The organism is Brucella sp. 22210, from assembly GCF_052045675.1.
GTDB lineage: Bacteria > Pseudomonadota > Alphaproteobacteria > Rhizobiales > Rhizobiaceae > Brucella.
In genome coordinates this window covers 153,922-175,089 of record NZ_JBQEPD010000002.1, presented here as the reverse complement: position 1 = coordinate 175,089, position 21,168 = coordinate 153,922, and the positions used below count along the sequence as shown (strand labels likewise).

Genomic DNA, 21,168 nt, shown 5'->3' with positions numbered 1-21,168 from the left:
CTGGATTATGAATAGATTGGAACAGCCTTGAGCGCTTATCAGAAGACAATTGGTCGTGCGGTGACCCTCTCCGGTGTAGGCGTACACGGCGGTGCTCCGGCGTCGGCCACATTTATTCCTGCCGATGCGGATACGGGCATCGTCTTCCAGCGTTCGGACCTGAAGGGCAGCGCACGCGAGATCCGCGCGCATGTTTCGGAAATTGGCGCAACGGACCTCTGCACATCGCTTGGGCCGAAAGAAGCGAAGATCGATACGGTCGAGCATCTGATGGCCGCTGTGGCTGCACTCGGCATCGACAATCTGATCGTCGAGGTTGATGGCCCGGAAGTGCCTATTCTCGATGGCACCTCGGCGCGCTTCATTGAAGCGCTTGACGAGGCAGGCATCGTCACGCAGCAGGCCAAGCGTCGTTTTATCCGTATTCTCAAGACAGTTCGTGTGGAAGCTGGCGGTTCCTGGGGGGAATTCCGCCCGTTCTCTGGCACGCGTTTTGAAGTCGAGATCGATTTTGAATGCCCACTGATCGGACGCCAGAAATTTGCGAACGACATGGACGAGGCGGTTTTCCGCAAGGAAATTGCCACTGCACGCACCTTTGGCTTCATGAAGGACGTGGAGCGTCTTTGGGCCTCCGGTCATGCGCTGGGTTCTTCGCTCGACAATTCGCTGGTTATCGGCGACGACAATTCGGTCATCAATCCGGGTGGTCTGCGCTTCAAGGATGAGTTCGTGCGTCACAAGACGCTGGATGCCGTGGGTGATCTGGCGCTTGCCGGTCTGCCGTTCATCGGCTGCTTCCGCTCCTATCGTAGCGGTCACCGCTTGAATGCAGAAACGGTCAAGGCGCTTCTTGCAGACAAGAGCGCGTTCGATATCGTTGAAGCATCCGGCGTACGCCGCAATGCCAAGAGCTCGGATTTCGTTGCGGTGAAGCCGAATATCGCTGCACCCTGGGCTCTTTAAGCCTTCGCCACTTAGTCCACAATAATTTGGATGATCCCGGAGCACGGCCTTAATTGAGCCGTGTTCGCCGGTTCACCATCACGATGCGAGTCGGTTGTCGTTTTGCGGCGGGCCGATGAGGGGACCAATCTTCTCGGTTCACACGTTGCGACGGAGCCGTCCGGACAGTGTTTCGGCCAAAATCTGGCGATTGAAGAGCTAGACGATTGCGCCTGCATGTGGTTTATGGACGGCCAAAACAGCCTTGGCACTGTTTAATCTTTGCCAATGTTGAATGATTTGGATGGATGAAGCACGGTTGCGATGCTACAAGCGCGCACGTTGCTTCAAACAGGAATGACGCTGCCAGAAGGCCGGAGACCGCATGACGAGTTTCAAATTCACGGGTGTGACGAAAACCGCGCTGTTGACTGGCGCTATCGCCGTTCTTATCCCGCTCGCCGGTTGTGCCAGCAAGAACGACGATATCGATCTCACCAAGTATGTTGAGACGATCGATCCTGCCGACAAGCTCTACAATGAAGGTCTGGCCAATCTGGATGCGGGTCGTCTCGACGAAGCCTCCAAGAAATTCGCTGCCATCGACCGTCAGCATCCCTATACGGAATGGGCACGTAAGGCGCTTGTGATGGCTGCCTTCACCAACTACCGCAAGGGTAACTATGAAGAAGCGATCAGCATGGCGAAGCGTTACAACACGCTTTACCCGACATCGCCCGAATCGGCTTACGCCTATTACATCATCGGTCTTTCCTATTTCCGTCAGATTCCGGACGTGACGCGCGATCAGGCTGCCAGCCGCCGCGCCATTGCCGCGATGCAGGAAGTGGTCGATCGCTTCCCGGATTCGGAATATACCGACGACGCGAAAGCCAAGATCCGCTTCGCCCGCGACCAGCTCGCTGGCAAGGAAATGCAGGTCGGTCGTTACTATCTGGAACGCAAGGAATATCTGGCAGCCATCAAGCGTTTCCGCGGCGTGGTCGAGGAATATTCCAACACCCGTCAGGTCGAAGAAGCTCTGGCGCGTCTGGTCGAAGCCTATTATGCGCTTGGCCTGACCTCGGAAGCCCAGATGGCCGCTTCGGTTCTCGGCAAGAACTTCCCGGATAGCCAGTGGTACAAGGACAGCTACAAGCTGCTGCAGAGCGGTGGTCTTGAGCCACGCGAAAACGGTGGTTCATGGCTGGCCAAGGCTTCGTCGCTCATCACGGGCGGCGGTTCATAAACAGTTTGAGCCCGACATGCTGTCGCACCTCTCGATCCGCGATATTGTCCTGATTGAAAGGCTCGACATCGAGTTCAAGACCGGCTTGTCCGTGCTGACGGGCGAGACCGGCGCCGGTAAATCCATTCTGCTTGATTCGCTGTCGCTGGCGCTGGGTGCGCGTGGCGACGCTTCGCTGGTTCGCCATGGTGCGGACCAGGGGCAGGTGACGGCGGTATTCGATGTGCCGGGTGGTCATCCGGCCCGGCTTTTCCTTCGCGAAAATGGTTTTGATGATGACGGCGACGTCATCCTGCGTCGTCTCCAGATGGGCGATGGGCGCACGCGCGTTTTCATCAACGATCAGGCGGCAAGCGTTGCACTGTTGCGCGATCTCGGCCGCAGGCTGGTGGAAATTCACGGGCAGCACGATGACCGCGCGCTGATCGATACCGACCTTCACCGCACATTGCTGGATGCTTTCGGTGGTCTCGACGCCGAGACAGTCGTGGTGCGCGAACGACATAAGGCGTGGCGCGATGCGGAAACCGCATTGTCGCGTCACCGTGCTCGCGTGGAAGCGGCTGAGCGCGAGGGCGATTATCTGCGCTCCTCCGTTGAAGAACTGACCAAGCTCGATCCGCAGCCCGGCGAGGAAGATGAACTCGCCGAACGCCGTGCGGTGATGATGAAATCCGAAAAGATCGCCGGTGATGTGAATGAAGCGGGCGAACTTCTGTCGGGCAATGGTTCTCCGGTGCCGACGCTGGCAAGCCTCGTGCGCCGTCTGGAACGTAAAATCCCGGAAGCGCCGCATCTGCTTGAGCCAGTCTGCAAAGCCATTGATGAAGCACTGAACAGTCTGGCTATTGCGCAGGATGGCATCGACCACGCCATGCGGGAGATCGATTTCGATCCGCGTGTGCTGGAGCAGGTGGAAGAACGCCTGTTCGCGCTGCGTGCGGCTGCGCGCAAATATTCGGTCGCGGTAGAAGGCTTGCCTGCTCTGCGCGACAAGATGGATGCCGACCTTGCAGAGCTGGATGCAGGTGCTGAAAAGCTGGTGCAGCTTGAAGCGCAAGCAACCGAGACACGCGCCGCTTATGACGCGGCGTCGGCGGGGCTTTCCGCCCGACGCAAGGATACGGCGGAGCATCTCAAAGCGGCCGTTATGGCTGAGCTTCCGGCGCTCAAGCTGGAACGTGCCGAATTCCTCGTCGAGATGATCACGGACCCGCAAGCGCGTGCTGCCGAAGGCATCGACACGGTGGAATATTGGGTCCGCACGAATCCGGGCACGCGCGCCGGTCCGATGATGAAGGTTGCTTCCGGTGGCGAGCTGTCGCGTTTTCTTCTGGCGCTGAAAGTGGCGCTGGCGGATCGCGGTTCTGCGCCGACGCTGGTTTTCGACGAAATCGATACGGGTGTGGGCGGCGCTGTGGCGGATGCCATCGGCCAGCGTCTGGCGCGGCTGTCGTCGCGGGTGCAGGTGCTGTCTGTAACCCATGCGCCGCAGGTGGCGGCCCGTGCCTCGACGCATTTCCTCATCGCCAAGTCTGCGACCAACGAAGATCGCATGTCGACCTCGATCCGGTCTATCGGCGTGGATGAGCGGCAGGAAGAAATCGCCCGTATGCTTGCCGGCGCCAGCATCACCGATGAGGCGCGCGCGGCAGCAGAACGTTTGCTGGCGGAAAACAGCGCTCTGGCCTCCTGACAGCTATCTGACAGTATCCTCTGTTCGTAAAGTCTGGCGGCTGTAGGCTAAATGACATTTCTTGGATATGTTTCTGCTCGATTCAGATAGCCAGGATGCTTGCCGCATATGTCCGAAATTCTCGTTGAAAAACTGACCGACCTTGAAGCTGCTGCCGAACTGGAGCGACTGGCGCGTGAGATTGCTCATCACGATGAGCTTTACCATGCCCATGATAGGCCGGAGATTTCGGATGCGGATTATGATGCCCTCAAGCGGCGCAACGAGGCCATAGAGGCGCGTTTCCCGAAACTGGTGCGCGATGACAGTCCTTCGCGCCGCGTGGGCGCAGCACCCCTGCTGGCGACTTTTGCACCTATCGTTCATGCGCGGCCCATGCTGTCGCTGGACAACGCCTTTTCCGACGAGGACGTGCGCGATTTCGTCGGCAGCGTCTATCGCTTTCTGGGGCAATTGCCGGACAATTCCATTGCCTTTACCGCCGAGCCGAAGATCGACGGTCTGTCCATGTCGATCCGCTATGAAAATGGTGTGCTGGTTAGCAGCGCAACGCGTGGTGATGGCACGACAGGCGAAAATGTAACCGCCAATATCCGCACCATCGGCGAGATTCCGCACAGGCTTCCGGCTGGTGCGCCATCGGTGGTCGAAGTGCGCGGCGAGGTCTATATGGCCAAGAGCGACTTTCTGGCGCTCAACGTCCAGATGGAAGCGGATGGCAAGCAGACCTATGTGAACCCGCGCAACACAGCGGCTGGTTCGCTGCGCCAGCTTGACGCCAAGGTGACGGCAAGCCGCAAGCTTCGTTTCTTCGCTTATGCCTGGGGCGAAATGTCGGATATGCCTGCCGACACCCAGCTTGGCATGGTCGAGGCGTTCCGCGCCTGGGGTTTCCCCGTCAATCCGCTGATGAAGCGCCTTTCGAGTGTCGATGAACTGATCGCCCATTACCGGGCCATCGGTCTGGAGCGTCCCAATCTCGATTACGACATTGACGGCGTGGTCTATAAGGTTGATCGGCTCGATCTTCAGACACGGCTCGGTTTCCGCTCGCGCAGCCCGCGCTGGGCGATTGCGCACAAATTCCCGGCGGAACAAGCAACCACTATTCTGCGCGGCATCGATATTCAGGTCGGACGCACCGGCGCAATGACGCCCGTGGCGCGTCTGGAGCCGATCACCGTCGGCGGCGTGGTGGTGACCAATGCCACGCTGCATAATGAGGATTATATCAAGGGCATCGGCCAGAAGGGCGAGCCTATCCGCGAAGGGCGCGACATTCGCATTGGCGATACAGTGATTGTGCAGCGCGCTGGCGATGTCATTCCGCAGATCGTCGATGTGGTGCTGGAAAAGCGCCCGGCGGATGCGGTGCCGTTTCCTTTCCCGCATCAATGCCCGGTTTGCGGCAGCCATGCAGTGCGCGAGGAGGGCGAAGCCGTCTATCGTTGCACGGGCGGGCTGACATGCGCTGCGCAGGCTGTCGAGCGTATTCGCCATTTTGTGTCGCGCAACGCTTTCGACATTGAAGGTCTGGGCGAGAAGCAGGTCGAATTCTTCTTCCATGCCGACGATGAAAGTCTGCAAATCAAATCGCCTGCCGATATTTTCACGCTGCAAAAGCGACAGGCCGCATCGCCCCTGAAAAAGCTCGAAAACATTGAGGGTTTTGGCGCGACGTCGGTCAAGAAGCTCTATGACGCTATCAATGACCGGCGCCAAATTGCACTAAGCCGCTTCCTGTTTGGCCTTGGTATCCGTCATGTCGGCGAAGTCAACGCCAAGCGTTTTGCGCGGGCTTATCTGTCTTACGCTGCTTTCGAAAAGGCGGCGCTGGAAGCCGTGCCACCAAAGGGCGGGGATCGTACCGACAAGGGCAATGAAGCCTGGCAGGATATGCTTGCCGTTGAAGGCATCGGCTCTATCGTCGCGGAGGCGGTGGTTGATTTCTACGGCGAGCCGCATAATCGCGAAGTGCTGGCCGCACTTCTGGCGGAAGTGACCCCGCTGGACGAAGCGGCCCGTGTCGCCACCGGTTCGCCGGTGGAAGGCAAGACGGTGGTGTTTACCGGCAGTCTGGAACGTATGTCCCGCGATGAGGCCAAGGCCATGGCGGAGCGCTATGGTGCGAAGACGGCGGGTTCCGTCTCCAAGAAAACCGATCTGGTAGTGGCTGGTCCGGGTGCAGGCTCGAAGCTCGCGAAAGCCGCTGAGCTTGGCATCGAAGTCATTGATGAAGACGCATGGTTCACGCTCGTCGGGGAGGAATGATCGAATGGCGCCATTCAAGGGTTTTGGTGACAAGGCTATTCCTTTTCTGAAGGCGCTCGATTTCCACCAGAACCGGGAATGGTTTGTGGAAAACAAGGATCTGTTTGAAGAGCACCTGAAAGAGCCGCTTGGCGATCTGATTGAAGAACTGAGCACGCGCTTTGAAAAAGCGGGGCTGGGCTTCAAGGGCGACCGCGTGAAGTCGCAGTTTCGTATCAAGCGCGATACACGCTTCTCGAAAGACAAGGCGCCCTATAACCGGCACCTGTCGGCGCTGCTTTCACGCTCCGGCACGAAATGGGACGAAAGCGGCTGTTTTTATGTCTGCATCGGGCTTCCGGGTGTACGCGATTGCTATGCCGGGGTTGCCTGGTGGGGACCGAAACCGAAGCTCCTGCTGGCCATCCGTAAAACGATTGCGGAGAAGCCGGATGAGTATCGCGCCGTGGTGGCAAAGCTGAAGAAGAATGGTTTGCAGATCAGCGATAGTGACCGGCTGAAGCGCACGCCGCGCGGCTTTGAAAACGTGACCGAACAGGATCTGGTCGAAGCCATTCGCAATCGTCATTTCGCGGTGCGGATGGAAATCGATCCGGAGAGCATCACGCAGGCAGCGCTGGCGGACCGGCTGGTCGATTTTGTCGAGCGCTCGCGCCCTCTGGTCGACTGGATCAGAAAGATTGAAGGTACGCTACCTCCAGATCAACCGGATTGATCGCCGTATCAATAATCTGCATGAGTGATGCCTAAATGTTGCGTGCGTCAGATAAACTGACCGCAGCGTCTCTATTTGTATGATTTTTGCCGGGAACCTATTCCAACGCGTCATGGAATTGCCTAATGACTCCTCGTCTGGAGGAGGGGATTCCGTGGACCAGGGTTTCAGGCCGGCTAAGGCCTCTGCGAGCAGTGAGTTTCTGCACGGCGCGAAACGCGGCGTGCCAATTGTGCTGGCGGGCACACCTTTCGGGGTGCTGTTCGGCGCTGTTGCGCTCGATCACGGCCTTTCGGTCGGTGAAGCGGTGTTCATGAGCGCAACGCTCTATGCCGGTGCCAGCCAGATGGTTGGCCTTGATATGTTTGGGCAGAATATTGCTCCCTGGATGATCGTTCTCTCCATCTTTGCGGTCAATTTCCGCAATGTGCTCTATTCGGCGACGGTGGGGCGGCGCATCCGTCACTTCTCATTCTTGCAGAAGGCAGTGGCCTTTTTCGTGCTGGTTGATCCGCAATATGCGGAGGTCGAGATTCGCAGCGAGGCAGGCAAGAAGATCACCTTCTCCTGGTATATGGGGCTGGGGCTGATGACCTATGTCTGCTGGATACTGGAAACCTGGGTTGGCGCCATGTTTGGCGACCTGATTTCCAATCCTTATGCGATTGGCGTCGATTTCCTGCTGCCGATCTACTTCCTCGGCATGGTGATGAGTTTTCGTCATCGCAAGCATTGGTGGCCGGTGGTTGTCGTCAGCGCGATCTCGGCCATTGCCGCCTATAAATTCGTCGGTTCGCCCTGGCATGTGACGCTTGGCGCGGCTGGCGGCGTAGTGCTCGCAGCCATTCTTGCCAAGCCGCAGAATGTGAAGGCGTGACACCCATGGACACCACAACCTGGATCATCATTGTCGCCGCGTTCTTCACCTATCTGACCCGTATTGGCGGGCATCTGGTACTGTCGCGCTTTGAACGGTTGCATTTTCGTGTGGAGGCGGCGCTGAATGCCGTGCCTGCAGCGGTGCTGACGGCGATTGTCGCCGCACCTGCATCGGATCATGGTTGGCGGGAGCTGCTCGTGCTCGTCGTTTGTGTCATCCTGTCCTTGCGGGTCAGCATGCTAACGATGTTTTTTGCAGGCGCAGCGCTGTTGATCGCGCTGCGCCATTTCTTTCCAATTTGAACTTATAGTGGTGCAGTCGCCGTTTCGAGCCACTTGCGTTCGGCATCCTTCAGATGGCCGGACAGCTTTGCACGCACGCTGGCGTGGTAATTGTTGAGCCAGTCCAGCTCTTCTTGCGTCAGCAGCGACTTGTCGATCAGACGACGGTCGATCGGGCAGAAGGTCAGCGTCTCGAAGCCCATCATTGGAATGTCGCCACCTTCCGGCACTTCCGGTTCGGTGACGATGATGAGATTTTCGATGCGGATGCCAAACGAGCCCGGCTTGTAATAGCCCGGTTCGTTGGACAGGATCATGCCCGGCAGCAGTTCTTGCGAACCCGTCTTGGCAATCCGCTGCGGTCCTTCATGCACCGAGAGATAAGCGCCGACGCCATGGCCGGTGCCATGGGCATAATCGAAGCCGTTTTTCCAAAGCGCGATACGCGCGAGCACATCGATATCCTGCCCACGCGTACCTGCCGGGAAGCGCGCCGTGCTGATCCCGATCACGCCTTTCAGAACGAGCGTGAAGGCCTTGATGGTTTCAGGCGCAATCTTGCCGACCGGAACCGTACGGGTAATATCGGTGGTGCCGTCGCGATATTGTGCGCCGGAATCGACCAGATAAAGCTCGCCATCCTGAAGCGTGCGGTTGGTGTCGGTGTTGACGCGGTAATGGATGACTGCGCCGTTCGGACCCGCACCCGAAATCGTGTCGAAGGATACGTCTTCCAGCGGCATCTGGAAATCGCGTCCGGCATTGGCGCGTGATTCCTCCAGCTTTTGGGCTGCGCCGATTTCATCCACGGTACCGGGCTTTTGCCCATCAACCCAGGACAGGAAATTGACCATGGCCACGCCGTCGCGTTCATGCGCGGCACGCGAACCGTCAAGCTCAGCCTTGTTCTTCACCGCACGTGGAATGCGGGCAGGGTCCTTGCCGTCAATCACGGAGCCGCCTGCGCCGGTGACGATCAGGCGCAGCTTTTCGGCTGCAAGCGCAGGGTCGAGCAAAATGGCTTCACCCTTTGCGGCACGGGCGCTGAGATGGCCTTCCAGATTGCTGGGGGCCGACAGCTTGGCAAGCTGGGTGAGATAGGCGCGGGGCTCGATAGCGAGCTTGGCTTCGTCGATGAAGATTTCCGGTTCGCCCTTGGCGGGGATGATAGCGAAGCTCAAGGGCAGGGGCGTGTTGGAAACATCCTTGCCGCGAATGTTGAACACCCATGCGACGGATGACGGATCGGTCAGCACGGTGGCCGCAGCACCGCTTGCCGCAACCGCCTTCTGCATTTCCTTGATCTTGTCCTTGGCCTCATGACCGGCAAAACGGGCGGGCTGGATGGTCACGGCGGCGGTCGGTGCCGCTGGCTGATCATCCCACACGGCATCGACCAGATTAGTTTCGACCGGAACCAGCTTGCCGCCCTGCTTTTCCAGTGCTTCGCGAAGCGCATGGGCTTCGGAAATGGTGTGAAGCCATGGATCGAAGCCGATGGTCAGGCCCTTGCCATTCTCGGCCAGCCATGCAGCAGGCGGCGTGCTGACCAGACTTTCATAGGAAAAGATCTTTGGGTCAGTCTGCGCGCGAACCTGCAATTCGTAACGTCCGTCGATGAAGACATAGGCAGACTTCTTCAGGATGAGGGCTGCACCTGCCGAACCGGTGAAGCCGGTCAGCCATGCAAGGCGCTGCGCATGGGGCGGCACATATTCGCCCTGATGCTCGTCGGCGCGGGGCACCAGAAAACCATCGAGGCTGAGCGCCGCCATCTTCTCGCGCAGCTTCGCCACGCGGGGCGTGCCATTGGCTGGGTTGGTGGTGACGTCAAAGGTCTGAAAAGCCATGGGTCTAACTCACAACAGATGAAAGATAACCGTTTCTGGGTTCTGGTTCCGGAATCACATCACTTCAGATGGATCGCCACCCAGCCTTCGCGATGAAGCGTCTTTTGATGCGTCAGGCCCTGTGCCTGATAGGCAGCGAGCACCGCATCGTGCTGGCTTTCCAGAATGCCGGACAGAACAATCGAGCCGCTTGGAGCCAGATGCTGCTTCAACGAAGGCGCAAGTTCAATCAGCGGATTGGCAAGGATATTCGCCACGATCAGATCGAAAGGCGTATAGGACCGGAAGATCGAATGGTCGAAACCTTCCGCCGTCGCCGTAATGACGTGCTCGGCAACGCCATTCTTGGCGGCGTTTTCTGCCGCGACGGTGACCGCAATGGGGTCGATGTCGGTGGCGAGCACCGGGATCGGCGCGAGCTTTGCGATGGCGATGGCCAGCACGGCGCTGCCGGTTCCAAGATCGAGCGCATTGGTCGGATGTTCACTCTCAACGACCTCCTCGATCAGTTCGAGGCAGCCTGCCGTCGTGCCGTGATGGCCTGTGCCGAAGGCCAGACCTGCATCGATTTCAATCGGAATGTCGTTCGGCTCGATCTTGTCGCGGTCATGCGAGCCATGGACGAAGAAACGCCCGGCGCGAACCGGTTTCAGGCCCTCGAGCGAATGGGTGACCCAATCGATATCCGGCAGTTCCTCGGTTTCGAATTTGTCGGCGCCAACCAGCTCGTCCACACGGGTCGCGACCTCTTCAGCACCGTCTTCGACATAGACCGAGACTTCGAAAATCTGCCGGTCTTCATCGATTTCGGTGATGGCGATTGGAAAGCCGTCATCCTCGAAAGCCTGTTCGAGAATATTATAAACGCGCTCGGCTTCCGCCTTGTTCGCCGAAAAGAAAAGTCGTGATTGGGCCATGAGGTAAAAAGCTCTCTAAAAGTTCAAGAGCTTCTGTTTAGCTGTCGGAGCGCCGCGCGTCCATCCGAACACATAAATGGCGCTCCGAATCTTTGGGATTTACATGCCCGCCAAAGGGCGGTTGCCAAAGAAAGCAGATATCGGTTCAGGATTAGCCGGCAGAAGCGCCCTTGGCGAGGTTCTTCAGCTTTTCCAGCGCGGTATCCGGGTTTTCCTGATAGGCGATGGTGCTGCGGAACCGCCCACCCTTGTCGAGCAGGAAGACTGATGCCGTGTGATCCATGCTGTATTCACCGTCTTCGCCCGGAACCTTCTTGGCATAGATGTGGTAGGACTTGACCATGTCGGCGATGTTTTCCGGCGTGCCGGTGATGCCGACAATACGCTTCGAGACATTGCCCACATAGGTCTTCATGATGTCCTGCGTGTCGCGTTCCGGATCGACGGTGATGAAATAGGCCTTGAGGTCCTGTCCGTCGCTGCCAAGCTGGTTCAGCCAGCCATCAAGTTCGTAAAGCGTGGTAGGGCAGACATCCGGGCAGTGCGTGAAGCCGAAAAACACGACAGCCGGTGTGGCGCGCAAGTCTTTTTCGGTGAAAGGCTGTCCATCCATCGTGACGAGATTGAGCGGTCCGCCGAAAGGTTCCTTCGCGGCCTCGCGATCACGAAACATGTTGAAACCAGCAGCGCCGACAATCACGACGATGAAGGCAATGATGAAGATGGGCAGGAATTTTTTCATGTCCAGTCGACCTTGCATATCCGAACGGCATTCGCGCGCCGCTTTATAAACTATTTTCCTGGTGCGGGCAGAACCGTCATCATAGCCGTATTCCGCGATCACGAAGAGCAATATTTTCGAGATTGGTTCAATCTCGAACCGGGGCGAATCCGCCGAACCCGTGGGCCGCTCTTCAGACTGGGCCTAATCTACGGTTCTTTTTCTAATTTTCAATAATTTCTGAAACTTTTGTCGGTTCGTTTGTTCGCCGGACAACCAAAGTTGAATGAGAAAGTCGGCTATTTCGTTTGGATTTGCCCAAGGGATTGTTATATTTCCGTAATAAAACTGCAATATTTTAAGAGAATCGTTTTGGAAATCGATTATATAATCGCGTGGGTGGACGGTCAGGACCCCGCGCATAAGTCTTCCCGGCAGCGATTTGCGCCAGATTCCGAAAAGACCCATTTCGAAGCGGTGACCAGTGAGCGCTACTTCGACAATGGCGAGATTTATTACAATATTGCATCGGTCATTCAGTTCGCGCCGTTCATACGGCGTATTTTCGTCATCACCGACAATCAGAAACCACGACTGCTCGATGCTTTCGCCGCGGAGGGCAAGTGCGATCCGTCCTTCATCCAGATTGTCTCGCATGACGATATTTTCAAAGACCTGCCAGCGGCGCGGCCATCCTTCAATGCGAGAGCAATCGAGGGGGCTGTGTGGCGCATACCCGGCCTGTCGGAACACTTCATCTATTCCAACGATGATTTCTTCCTGAATGCTCCGCTGGACGTGTCCGATTTTTACGAGAACGGACGGCCCAGACTGCATGGTGACTGGGTGCGACCGGAAAATACCCGTTTGAAATACAAGCTGCGGCGCTTTCTCGGGAAAATTTCGCGATACGAATATACGTTCCCGAAATTCCGCCTTGCGCAGTGGAAGGGCGCTGTCATAGCCGGAGTGAAGGACAGGTTTCTAAGCATCCATCACCATCCGCATCCGCTGAGACGCAGCACACTGGCCTCGTTCTTCGCGGCAAAGCCAGATGTGTTGAACCGTCAGGTCGGGTTTCGCTATCGCAATATCGAGCAGTTCAACACGGTTTCCCTCGCCAACCATCTGGAAATTGCGCAGCATCACACGCCGGTCCATGGCGTGCGGGAGCTGGCCTATCTCGATTTTGTGCAGGCCAAGCACTGGGGCGAAGAGCTGGACAAGATCAGAAACGGTTCAGCCCCCTTTGGTTGCGTGCAGGGCTTTGAACGGTTTGAGCCAGAGTTCAGGGCACAAATTCATGCGACATTGATCGCGAAGTTTGACGATGCCCTGCCGAATGCTATCAAGGCATACTTATCGAGCGAACAGAGTTCGCAGCAGGCGGCCTAAGCTGCCTTTGGGCAATTTTGAGACTTTTGATGGCCAATTCCGACGACCTTCGTTTCCAGAACAGCGAGCCGCGCATTCATTCGACGGCGCAGCTCAAATCCTCCAAGCTGGGGCGCTATGCCGATATTGGCGAGCGGGTCATCCTGCGCGATGTGATGGTCGGGGATTTCACCTATTTCGAGCGAAATGGTGAGGGCATTTATGCCGAGATCGGCAAGTTCTGCTCCATCGCGGCCAATGTGCGGATCAATGCGCTGGAACACCCCATGGAACGGCTGACCACGCATAAGTTGAGCTATCGTCCCAACGAGTATTTCCGTTATCTGGGCGTTGATGGCGAGTTTCGCGCGCGCCGCCAGGCAAAGCGGGTGGTGATCGGCAATGATGTCTGGATCGGGCATGGCGCAGTCATCACGCCGGGCGTGACGGTTGGCCATGGTGCGGTGATCGGCGCGAATGCTGTCGTGACGAAAGATGTCGCGCCCTATACGGTGGTTGGCGGCGTTCCAGCCAAGCTCATTCGCAAGCGCTTCGACGATGCCATTATCGAACGGCTGCTGAAACTCAACTGGTGGGACTGGCCGGTGGAAAAGCTGTTTGAGGCTGTGCCCGATATTCAAACCATGGCGATTGGCGACTTCCTCGACAAATGGGAATAGGCGGTTCGGCGGCGGGTGTTTTTCAGTAAGCTCTTGCAAAGACAGGCCAGCCGCGCCACTTCTCCTCACAGGTTTTCAGGGAGAACATGATGAAGCAAACTTTCGCCGCTTTCGCTCTTCTTGCCGTTTCGGTCCTGCCGGCCACTGCCGAGCAGGTTGGCAAGGTTGGCGTGGATTGGGTCGGCAATGATATCGTCATCGACGCGGTGCCCGATCCGAAGGTCAAAGGTGTGACCTGTCATCTTGCATCCTTCTCGCGCAGCATGATCGACCGGTTGCAGAAGGGAAAGTGGTTTGAAGACCCTTCCAATGCGTCCATTTCCTGCGAGCAGACCGGACCGGTTTCAATCGGCGATATTGAGCTGAGCCAGAAGGGCGAACGGGTTTTTTCGGAGCGCACCAGCCTGATCTGGAAGAAGCTGGTCATCACCCGCATTTATGACAAGCAGAACAATACGCTGCTCTATCTCGCCCATGCCAGTCAGGTGCAGGACGGCTCGGCCAAGACTTCGCTCTCGACCGTGCCGCTGTTCAGGGGTGATGTGACTTGGGAAAAGGGCAAGCCGGAGTGATTGACATGTTAACGGTCGAGCTTGCGGCGATCTTCCCCGCTAATATAGTTTGCCGATAATCACCAGCAAGTAACACTGTTAGCTGGATATATACCAACTTCGAGGTCCTTCCGGCCGCTATGTTCTTTTATTTTTAAAAGCTGTGTTGTGATATGGCTTTTTTCCGTTTCGCCCCCGAAGTAAGAGGCATAAATTTTTTTGATGTTTTGATTGGATGATATCTTTTCTAAGATGTGGCCGTCACTGACAATGTCTAGGGAATGACCGTATATAAAAAAGCTACCTTCACAATTTCCAATACTTTCAAAGCAGTAATTTAAATAATGATTATTTCTTATTCTTTCATATTTCTTTTCTTTTGTTCCTTCGCTGACAAATAGAGGGAAGTTTCCCTTTTCAAGGTTATCGCTTATTATATCAATTATCATTTTATTATTGTTGGTAGATCTTGGTTTTAAAACATTGCCAGAATCTTCGAAGAAGAACAGAGTTCCATGGGGGGATAGTATGTTTATCTTTCGCGCTGATGAATCGCCATGAAAAGCAACATAATCGTCATCATGGGTGCCAAATCCATCGGAAACACTTAGGCGATTATTGTCAATAACTCTTAATACCCCCCAATATGCGAGAATGTCTTAGTTCAAGCAATATAGATTTCCTTTACTGTCTAGAAAATTACGTAAAAATAACTGAAAATTTGATACTCTGTTGTCAGATAGCTGATTGCGATCTGATGGGTGGTTTTTCTTGACGGCTTCAATCAGGCTCTTTTTTAAAAAATCAATTGTTTGATTTATTTTTTCCGCATGTTGATTTTCGCCAAATGCTTCAGCGACGGATGCCGAAAAATAAAGAGAACTGGCAACTTTTTCGAAGTCTGTGGTCTCCAAACGTTTGAATATATCGTCAATAATAGGGAAGCTATTAGAAAAATCTGCTGTATTTAACAGGCTGCTGTAGCTGAAAATATCCCTATCGTATGCCATGCTCAATCCGTTGCCAGCAAGAAGATGTTTGGTTCCATCTACATTGGCAATCGCTGCTTCAAGTGACTCAAATTCTATTGTCATAATCTGCTCCATCAATTCGAATGCAGAGCATATAAAGCACTCGAATGTAGAACATATGAAGCAACAGTAAAAAATATACTATGCGCTCTGGACGAAGCCGTCGAGAACGCGCTTTTGTCCTGCCTTGTCGAAGTCGATGGTCAGCTTGTTGCCGTCGATGGCGGCGACTTTGCCATTGCCGAATTTCAGGTGGAACACGCGGTCGCCAACCTTGAAAGCCGAGGGCTTGTCGGCAACCGACTTCGCGACTAGCTCGCCCTCGATTGTGCGGCCTTTGACCGAACCGCGCCCAGCGCCAAAACCGGAATCCGTTTCGCCATAGCCGACACGTTCCACACGGCTGCCGGAGCGTGAACCCCAATTATTGCGTGTGGCTTCTGAGCGATTCTGCTGCGCGCGCTGCCAGCCCGGCGTCGAATAGCTATTCTGGAAAGGATCGGCCCGGTCGAAGCGGGACTGGCCGTAGCCCCCGCCATAGCCGCCGTAATTGCCTTCCAACTCGGCGACTTCGACATGCGCTTCCGGCAGTTCTTCCAGAAAACGTGACGGAATGGTCGACTGCCACATGCCGTGGATGCGGCGGTTGGACACGAACCAGATATGCAGGTTTTTCTTGGCACGAGTGACACCGACATAGGCGAGGCGGCGTTCTTCCTCCAGCCCGGAGCGTCCGCCTTCATCAAGCGCGCGCTGGTGGGGAAACAGACCTTCTTCCCAGCCGGGCAGGAACACGGTTTCGAATTCGAGGCCCTTGGCCGAATGCAGCGTCATGATGTTGACGGCATCCATGTCTTCATTCTGTTCGGCATCCATCACCAGAGCGATATGCTCCAGGAAGCCGCGCAGGCTTTCATAATCCTCCATGGAACGGATCAGTTCCTTGAGGTTTTCCAGCCGTCCCGGCGCTTCTGCCGACTTGTCGTTCTGCCACATCGCGGTGTAGCCGGATTCGTCGAGAATGGTCTCGGCAAGCTCCGTATGCGGCGTGTTGTCGAGCAGAGACTGCCAGCGAAGGAAATTCTCCACGACCTCGCGCAGGGCGGAGCGCGGCTTTGGCTTCAGCTCTTCCGTTTCGATCAGATCGCAGGCAGCAGAGAACATCGAGATGTCGCGGGCGCGAGCGTAATCATGCACCTGACGGATGGCAGCTTCGCCCAGACCGCGCTTCGGTGTATTGATAATACGCTCCAGCGCCAGATCATCGGCAGGCTGCGCGACAACGCGCATATAGGCCAGCGCATCGCGGATTTCGAGGCGTTCATAGAAGCGCGGGCCGCCGATAACGCGGTAGTTGAGACCAAGCGTCACGAAGCGATCTTCGAATTCGCGCATCTGGAAGGAGGCGCGCACGAGGATCGCCATGTTGTTCAACAGATGGCCCTGACGCTGCGCCTGTTCAATTGCTTCGCCAACAGCACGGGCTTCTTCTTCCGAATCCCAAGCTGCATGGACTTTCACACGCGGATCGTCGGGATTCGGCGCTTCGGTGAAAAGCGTTTTGCCGAGACGGCCCTCATTATGGGCAATCAGATGAGCGGCAGTGCCGAGAATATGCGCGGTCGAGCGGTAGTTGCGCTCAAGCTTGATGACAACTGCGCCCGGAAAATCCTTGTCGAAGCGCAGGATGTTGTCCACTTCCGCTCCACGCCAGCCGTAAATCGACTGGTCGTCATCGCCAACGCAACACAGGTTCACTTTGTTTTCGCCCGCGCCGGTTCGTGCCTGCTGGCCGTCTGTCGAAATTGGGGCAGGAGTGGTGCCTTTGGCTTGCGGTCGTTGCGCGAGCAGGCGCAGCCAGAGATATTGCGCGGTGTTGGTGTCCTGATACTCGTCCACCAGAATATAGCGGAACTTGGCGTGATATTCGCGCAGGATATCAGGATGATTGCGGAAGATGCGGATCGGGTGCAGCAGAAGATCGCCGAAGTCGCAGGCGTTCAGCGTGCGCAGGCGTTCCTGATAGGCCTGATACAATTCGCGGCCCTTGCCATTGCCGAACGAGCGTGCATCGCCCTCCGGAATGTCGGAGGGGCCAAAGCCCTTGTTCTTCCAGCCATCGATCATATTGGCGAAGGTGCGGGCAGGCCAGCGCTTGTCATCCAGACCTTCCGCCTGAATGAGCTGCTTGATCAGCCGGATCACATCGTCGGTGTCGAGAATGGTGAAATCGGATGTGAGATTGACCAGTTCCGCATGACGGCGCAGCAATTTCACGCCGATGGAGTGGAACGTGCCGAGCCATGGCATGCCTTCCACCGCGCCGCCGACCAGATGGCCGATACGCTCCTTCATTTCACGCGCGGCCTTGTTGGTGAAGGTCACGGCGAGAATCTGGCTTGGATAGGCAAGGCCGGTGGTGATGATGTGGGCGATGCGGGTGGTCAGAACGCGGGTCTTGCCGGTGCCTGCACCCGCAAGCACCAGAACCGGCCCTTCGGTCGTCAGCACAGCCTGACGCTGTTCCGGGTTCAACCCTTTCAGGTAATCGGGCTCGCCGCGCTGCTGGTTGCGCGCGGCCATGGCGCGCGCAGCAATACCGCCGGTAGCTGGCGCGCGGCCAGCCGGTGCATCATCGCCGAAAAACGGCATATCGTCGGGAAAATCGGACATCTGACCCCGAATGTAATGATTCGCTCACAAAAAACAAAGACCCGGACGGGCTTGTCTATTCGACTACTCTAATTGAGTAACACGCCGATCCGTGAAGTTCAGGCGATGGGCGGCCAGTGCTTCCACAAGGCCGCGCAGTTCCGGCTCGCGCTGCAACAGATCGTCCAGCTCCGTCATCTGGTTCATGGCGATCAGCCGCAGAATATCATCGCGAACGGTGCCGTCTTCACGGCGCGGCAGATGGGCAACCGGCTGGATCAGCTCCAGCTTCTGGCTTTTCAGGCGTGCCCGCAGGCTTTTCTCGTCGGCATCCAGCGTTTCAACAAAAGCATAGAGACCGACGCCCTTGGCTGGCAGCGAATAAAGCGCCAGCGCCACGTCCTTGACGCGCGGATCAGACTTGAGTGCGGCCAGAATTGCCGGACCTTCATTGTCGATACGGTCGCCCGTGCCTTCGCCATCCGACCAGCTGAAAATGCCGCGTGTGATGAAGTTGTAGACCTTCTTGCCGGTGGCCAGCCAGATGCGCGACGGCAGCGAACGGCGCGCCAGAATGCGCTTTTCCGTCGGTGTCATCAGATCCTTGGCAAAAGCCCGCTTCTGCTTGATGAGGTGGCGGAAATCCTCATAGGCCATCATGCGATAAAGGGCACCACGGCGGCGATGGACGCTGGCAAGCTGGAAGTCGATGACGGCTGCTTCGCCTTCTGGTGTCATGAGCCAGTTCTGTGGCTTGGCAAGATCGTTATGCGTAACGCCAAGACGGCGCATGTCGCGCAAAACCCGGTGCGCGGTGCGATACCATTTCGGATCGGAGGGGCGCGCAAGATGCAGCGGCGTGCCTTCGGTCCATGAGCGATAAAGGCCGTCGCGGTCAGTTGCGATCAGTTGCGGAACGCCTTCGATGCCGCGCACGGTCTTCAAACCGCGAATTTCGCGTCGGGCAAGAATCCACGCCAGCGGGCTCGACCACCAGGGCGCGGCACTCACCACACGGCGGATAATGCGTGTGTCGGGATCGTTCGCAAAATAGCCCGCGCGCGTTTCGGAAAACACGTCGCGCTTGAACACGGCTGTTTCCACAAACGGGGGAATTTGGTCGCCCTTCAAAGGCACATCGATATTGGGGTTCTGAGCCATAAGGTTCCACTAGCGCCTTGTGTACCATCAATCAAGTTTGCCGATGAACATCGGTGGATATCCGTTGTTGCAAACATGCGAATGAAGGGGCACAAGAAACGCATATGAGTTTCCAAGGAGCGATAGACGTGGCGCAAAGCGATGACATCAAGCAGATCATCCGTCAGGAACATGCACTGATTTTTTCGTCATTCGACGAGAACGACGCCTTTGCGCTGGGCCAGAGAATTCGCGATATTGCCGTGAAGGAAAAGCTCGGTATCGGTATTGATATTTCTCTGTGGGACCGTCGCCTGTTCTTCGCGGCGACTGCTGGCACCACAGCGGATAATACGGAATGGCTGCGCCGCAAGTTCAATGTCGTGCGCCGTTTTCATGCTTCGACCTATCGTCTCGTTCTGGAACAAAATCGTGAAGACCGGATGTTTGCGCCGCACAAGGCGCTGGATGTAAATGATTACGCACTTGCAGGCGGCGGCTTTCCGATCCGTGTTGCTGGTGCTGGTGTGATCGGCGCGGCCATCGTTTCCGGTTTGCCGCAGCGCGAGGATCATAATCTCGTCGTGCGTGCAATCGCCTTGCAGCTGGGGCAGGACCCTGCGGCGCTCGCGCTTCCTGCTAATTAGAGCGCGTCCCGAAAACTGTGAAACGGTTTTCGGAAAAGATGCGCGTTAAAATATGGGTTAGAGCGCCGATCTGGTTCAATCAGATCGAAACGCACTCCAAGGTTTTGAAATTCGGAGAATGAACAATGTCGCTTGAGCATGTGATCGCGCTTCCACGCAATGAAGAGGGTATCGCCGCTGCTGTCGGTATCCTCAAGCAGCGTTTTGGCGAGCGGGCGCAGACCGGTCAGGCCATTCGCGAGCAGCACGGCCACACCACCAGCTATGTGCCGACGCAAGCGCCGGATATTGTGGTGTTTGCCGAGAACACGCAGGACGTGCAGGATGTGGTGCGCATTTGCGCCGAACATCGCGTGCCGCTGGTGGCTTTCGGTGCAGGGTCTTCGCTCGAAGGTCAGGTGAATGCGGCGGCAGGCGGTGTATCGCTCGATCTGACGCATATGAACCGCATTCTGGCCGTTCATGCCGAAGATCTCGATTGCGTTATCGAGCCGGGCGTGACGCGCCGTGAGCTGAACGAATATCTGCGCGATACGGGCCTGTTCTTCCCCATCGATCCGGGTGCAAATGCAACGCTCGGCGGCATGGCCTCGACCCGCGCTTCAGGCACCAATGCGGTTCGCTATGGCACCATGCGCGAGAATGTTCTGGCGCTGAAAGCCGTCATGCCGGACGGTCGCCTGATCGAAACCTCCAAGCGTGTGAAGAAGACCGCCGCCGGTTACGATCTCACCCGCCTGCTGATCGGCGCGGAAGGCACGCTTGGCATCATCACGGAACTGACCTTGAAGCTTCAGGGCATTCCGCAGGCGATTTCCGGTGGCATCTGCCCGTTCCCGGATGTGGAGTCGGCCTGTCGCGCGGTGATCGATACGATCCAGATGGGTGTTCCGGTGGCGCGTATCGAGCTGGTCAACAAGCTCCAGATGGAAGCGCTGATCCGTTATTCGAAGCTTCCTTACGAAGCACAGCCATATCTGTTCGTAGAGTTCCACGGCACGGATGCCGGTGTTGCTGAACAGGCCGAGATTTTCGGCGAAATTGCTGCGGGACATGGCGGCGGGCCGTTCCACTGGACGCAGGATGCCGAGGAGCGCGATCGTCTTTGGCGCGCGCGCCATGACGCCTATTTCGCCTCGTGCCAGTTGCGTCCCGGCTCCAAGGGCGTCTCGACTGATCTCTGCGTGCCGATTTCGCGTCTGGCCGATTGCATCACCGAGACGGAACGCGACCTCGCAGAGAGCAAGATCATCGCGCCTATCGTCGGTCATGTCGGTGATGGTAATTTCCATCTGCAGCTGCTGCTCAATACGGAAGACCCGGAAGAAATGGAACGGGCAGAAGCTTTCATGGACCGGCTCGTGATGCGGGCACTGGCCATGGAAGGCACGTGCACAGGCGAACATGGTATCGGCCAGGGCAAGATGAAATATCTGGCCAAGGAGCTTGGTGAAGCGACCGATTATATGCGCATGATCAAAAAAGCGCTCGATCCGCTCAATATCATGAACCCCGGTAAAATCCTGATTTCGTGAGTCAAATCAGCTGTCTGCGCCGCTTGGTTCAGA

17 protein-coding genes and 1 pseudogene are annotated in these 21,168 nt (G+C 56.7%); 12 read left to right on the top strand and 6 right to left on the bottom strand.

What is annotated here, in order from left to right:
- The first annotated feature begins 27 nt into the window (after positions 1–27).
- The 7 genes from lpxC (at position 28) to ACTJKP_RS03715 (ending at position 8,058) form a co-directional block, all read left to right on the top strand.
- Entirely contained in the window at positions 28–966 is a 939-nt protein-coding gene (lpxC, locus tag ACTJKP_RS03745; RefSeq protein WP_440629741.1) for a UDP-3-O-acyl-N-acetylglucosamine deacetylase, read from the top strand.
- Positions 967–1,330: 364 nt separating this feature from the next.
- Complete coding sequence (locus ACTJKP_RS03740) at positions 1,331–2,194, top strand: outer membrane protein assembly factor BamD (protein ID WP_078339405.1); 864 nt, start codon at positions 1,331–1,333, stop codon at positions 2,192–2,194.
- A 16-nt stretch (positions 2,195–2,210) separates the two neighbouring features.
- The gene (gene recN / locus ACTJKP_RS03735; RefSeq protein WP_440629740.1) at positions 2,211–3,890 is read left to right on the top strand and encodes a DNA repair protein RecN; all 1,680 of its coding nucleotides are present in this window, start codon (positions 2,211–2,213) and stop codon (positions 3,888–3,890) included.
- 108 nt (positions 3,891–3,998) lie between these two features.
- Complete coding sequence (gene ligA, locus ACTJKP_RS03730) at positions 3,999–6,161, top strand: NAD-dependent DNA ligase LigA (RefSeq protein ID WP_440629739.1); 2,163 nt, start codon at positions 3,999–4,001, stop codon at positions 6,159–6,161.
- Positions 6,162–6,165: 4 nt separating this feature from the next.
- On the top strand, positions 6,166–6,876 hold the full coding sequence (locus tag ACTJKP_RS03725; RefSeq protein WP_440629738.1) for a DUF2461 domain-containing protein: 711 nt from the start codon (positions 6,166–6,168) through the stop codon (positions 6,874–6,876).
- Between the two features lie 154 nt (positions 6,877–7,030).
- Complete coding sequence (locus ACTJKP_RS03720) at positions 7,031–7,753, top strand: AzlC family ABC transporter permease (RefSeq protein ID WP_078339401.1); 723 nt, start codon at positions 7,031–7,033, stop codon at positions 7,751–7,753.
- A gap of 5 nt (positions 7,754–7,758) precedes the next feature.
- Positions 7,759–8,058 carry an AzlD family protein gene (locus tag ACTJKP_RS03715; RefSeq protein WP_078339400.1) on the top strand — a complete coding sequence of 100 codons (300 nt, stop codon included), beginning with the start codon at positions 7,759–7,761 and terminating at the stop codon, positions 8,056–8,058.
- A 2-nt stretch (positions 8,059–8,060) separates the two neighbouring features.
- Here ACTJKP_RS03715 and ACTJKP_RS03710 read toward each other — a convergent pair whose 3' ends face one another.
- The 3 genes from ACTJKP_RS03710 to ACTJKP_RS03700 all read right to left on the bottom strand — a co-directional run bounded on the left by ACTJKP_RS03710 (position 8,061) and on the right by ACTJKP_RS03700 (position 11,546).
- On the bottom strand, positions 8,061–9,887 hold the full coding sequence (locus ACTJKP_RS03710) for an aminopeptidase P family protein (RefSeq protein WP_440629737.1): 1,827 nt from the start codon (positions 9,885–9,887) through the stop codon (positions 8,061–8,063).
- Between the two features lie 59 nt (positions 9,888–9,946).
- Positions 9,947–10,804, bottom strand: a complete 858-nt coding sequence (locus ACTJKP_RS03705; protein WP_440629736.1) for a 50S ribosomal protein L11 methyltransferase — start codon at positions 10,802–10,804, stop codon at positions 9,947–9,949.
- A gap of 151 nt (positions 10,805–10,955) precedes the next feature.
- The gene (locus ACTJKP_RS03700; protein ID WP_440629735.1) at positions 10,956–11,546 is read right to left on the bottom strand and encodes an SCO family protein; all 591 of its coding nucleotides are present in this window, start codon (positions 11,544–11,546) and stop codon (positions 10,956–10,958) included.
- 351 nt (positions 11,547–11,897) lie between these two features.
- Between ACTJKP_RS03700 and ACTJKP_RS03695 the strand changes: the two genes are divergently transcribed.
- The 3 genes from ACTJKP_RS03695 (at position 11,898) to ACTJKP_RS03685 (ending at position 14,151) form a co-directional block, all read left to right on the top strand.
- Positions 11,898–12,920: a hypothetical protein gene (locus tag ACTJKP_RS03695; protein ID WP_440629734.1), complete on the top strand. Its 1,023-nt coding sequence runs from the start codon at positions 11,898–11,900 to the stop codon at positions 12,918–12,920.
- A gap of 29 nt (positions 12,921–12,949) precedes the next feature.
- A complete protein-coding gene (locus tag ACTJKP_RS03690) occupies positions 12,950–13,579 on the top strand; it encodes a DapH/DapD/GlmU-related protein (RefSeq protein ID WP_440629733.1) in 630 nt (209 codons plus the stop codon).
- Between the two features lie 89 nt (positions 13,580–13,668).
- On the top strand, positions 13,669–14,151 hold the full coding sequence (locus ACTJKP_RS03685) for a CreA family protein (RefSeq protein ID WP_078339395.1): 483 nt from the start codon (positions 13,669–13,671) through the stop codon (positions 14,149–14,151).
- A 59-nt stretch (positions 14,152–14,210) separates the two neighbouring features.
- Here the strand turns inward: ACTJKP_RS03685 and ACTJKP_RS03680 are convergent.
- The 3 genes and pseudogenes from ACTJKP_RS03680 to ACTJKP_RS03670 form a co-directional block, all read right to left on the bottom strand.
- A pseudogene (locus tag ACTJKP_RS03680) lies at positions 14,211–15,224 on the bottom strand (DUF4917 family protein).
- 78 nt (positions 15,225–15,302) lie between these two features.
- Positions 15,303–17,834 (bottom strand): ATP-dependent helicase, encoded by a 2,532-nt coding sequence (locus ACTJKP_RS03675; RefSeq protein WP_440629732.1) that lies wholly within the window; start codon positions 17,832–17,834, stop codon positions 15,303–15,305.
- 63 nt (positions 17,835–17,897) lie between these two features.
- On the bottom strand, positions 17,898–18,974 hold the full coding sequence (locus ACTJKP_RS03670; protein WP_440629731.1) for a serine/threonine protein kinase: 1,077 nt from the start codon (positions 18,972–18,974) through the stop codon (positions 17,898–17,900).
- Positions 18,975–19,078: 104 nt separating this feature from the next.
- Between ACTJKP_RS03670 and ACTJKP_RS03665 the strand changes: the two genes are divergently transcribed.
- Both ACTJKP_RS03665 and ACTJKP_RS03660 read left to right on the top strand, forming a co-directional pair.
- Positions 19,079–19,600: a heme-degrading domain-containing protein gene (locus ACTJKP_RS03665; protein ID WP_440629730.1), complete on the top strand. Its 522-nt coding sequence runs from the start codon at positions 19,079–19,081 to the stop codon at positions 19,598–19,600.
- Between the two features lie 125 nt (positions 19,601–19,725).
- The gene (locus ACTJKP_RS03660) at positions 19,726–21,135 is read left to right on the top strand and encodes an FAD-binding oxidoreductase (RefSeq protein ID WP_440629729.1); all 1,410 of its coding nucleotides are present in this window, start codon (positions 19,726–19,728) and stop codon (positions 21,133–21,135) included.
- Positions 21,136–21,168 lie beyond the last annotated feature (33 nt).

Coding starts and splice junctions, on each gene's coding strand:
- ACTJKP_RS03740 (WP_078339405.1), top strand. CDS start 1,331: ATGACGAGTTTCAAATTCACGGGTGTGACGAAAACCGCGCTGTTGACT.
- recN (WP_440629740.1), top strand. CDS start 2,211: ATGCTGTCGCACCTCTCGATCCGCGATATTGTCCTGATTGAAAGGCTC.
- ligA (WP_440629739.1), top strand. CDS start 3,999: ATGTCCGAAATTCTCGTTGAAAAACTGACCGACCTTGAAGCTGCTGCC.
- ACTJKP_RS03725 (WP_440629738.1), top strand. CDS start 6,166: ATGGCGCCATTCAAGGGTTTTGGTGACAAGGCTATTCCTTTTCTGAAG.
- ACTJKP_RS03715 (WP_078339400.1), top strand. CDS start 7,759: ATGGACACCACAACCTGGATCATCATTGTCGCCGCGTTCTTCACCTAT.
- ACTJKP_RS03710 (WP_440629737.1), bottom strand. CDS start 9,887: ATGGCTTTTCAGACCTTTGACGTCACCACCAACCCAGCCAATGGCACG.
- ACTJKP_RS03705 (WP_440629736.1), bottom strand. CDS start 10,804: ATGGCCCAATCACGACTTTTCTTTTCGGCGAACAAGGCGGAAGCCGAG.
- ACTJKP_RS03700 (WP_440629735.1), bottom strand. CDS start 11,546: ATGAAAAAATTCCTGCCCATCTTCATCATTGCCTTCATCGTCGTGATT.
- ACTJKP_RS03690 (WP_440629733.1), top strand. CDS start 12,950: ATGGCCAATTCCGACGACCTTCGTTTCCAGAACAGCGAGCCGCGCATT.
- ACTJKP_RS03685 (WP_078339395.1), top strand. CDS start 13,669: ATGAAGCAAACTTTCGCCGCTTTCGCTCTTCTTGCCGTTTCGGTCCTG.
- ACTJKP_RS03675 (WP_440629732.1), bottom strand. CDS start 17,834: ATGTCCGATTTTCCCGACGATATGCCGTTTTTCGGCGATGATGCACCG.
- ACTJKP_RS03670 (WP_440629731.1), bottom strand. CDS start 18,974: ATGGCTCAGAACCCCAATATCGATGTGCCTTTGAAGGGCGACCAAATT.
- ACTJKP_RS03665 (WP_440629730.1), top strand. CDS start 19,079: ATGAGTTTCCAAGGAGCGATAGACGTGGCGCAAAGCGATGACATCAAG.
- ACTJKP_RS03660 (WP_440629729.1), top strand. CDS start 19,726: ATGTCGCTTGAGCATGTGATCGCGCTTCCACGCAATGAAGAGGGTATC.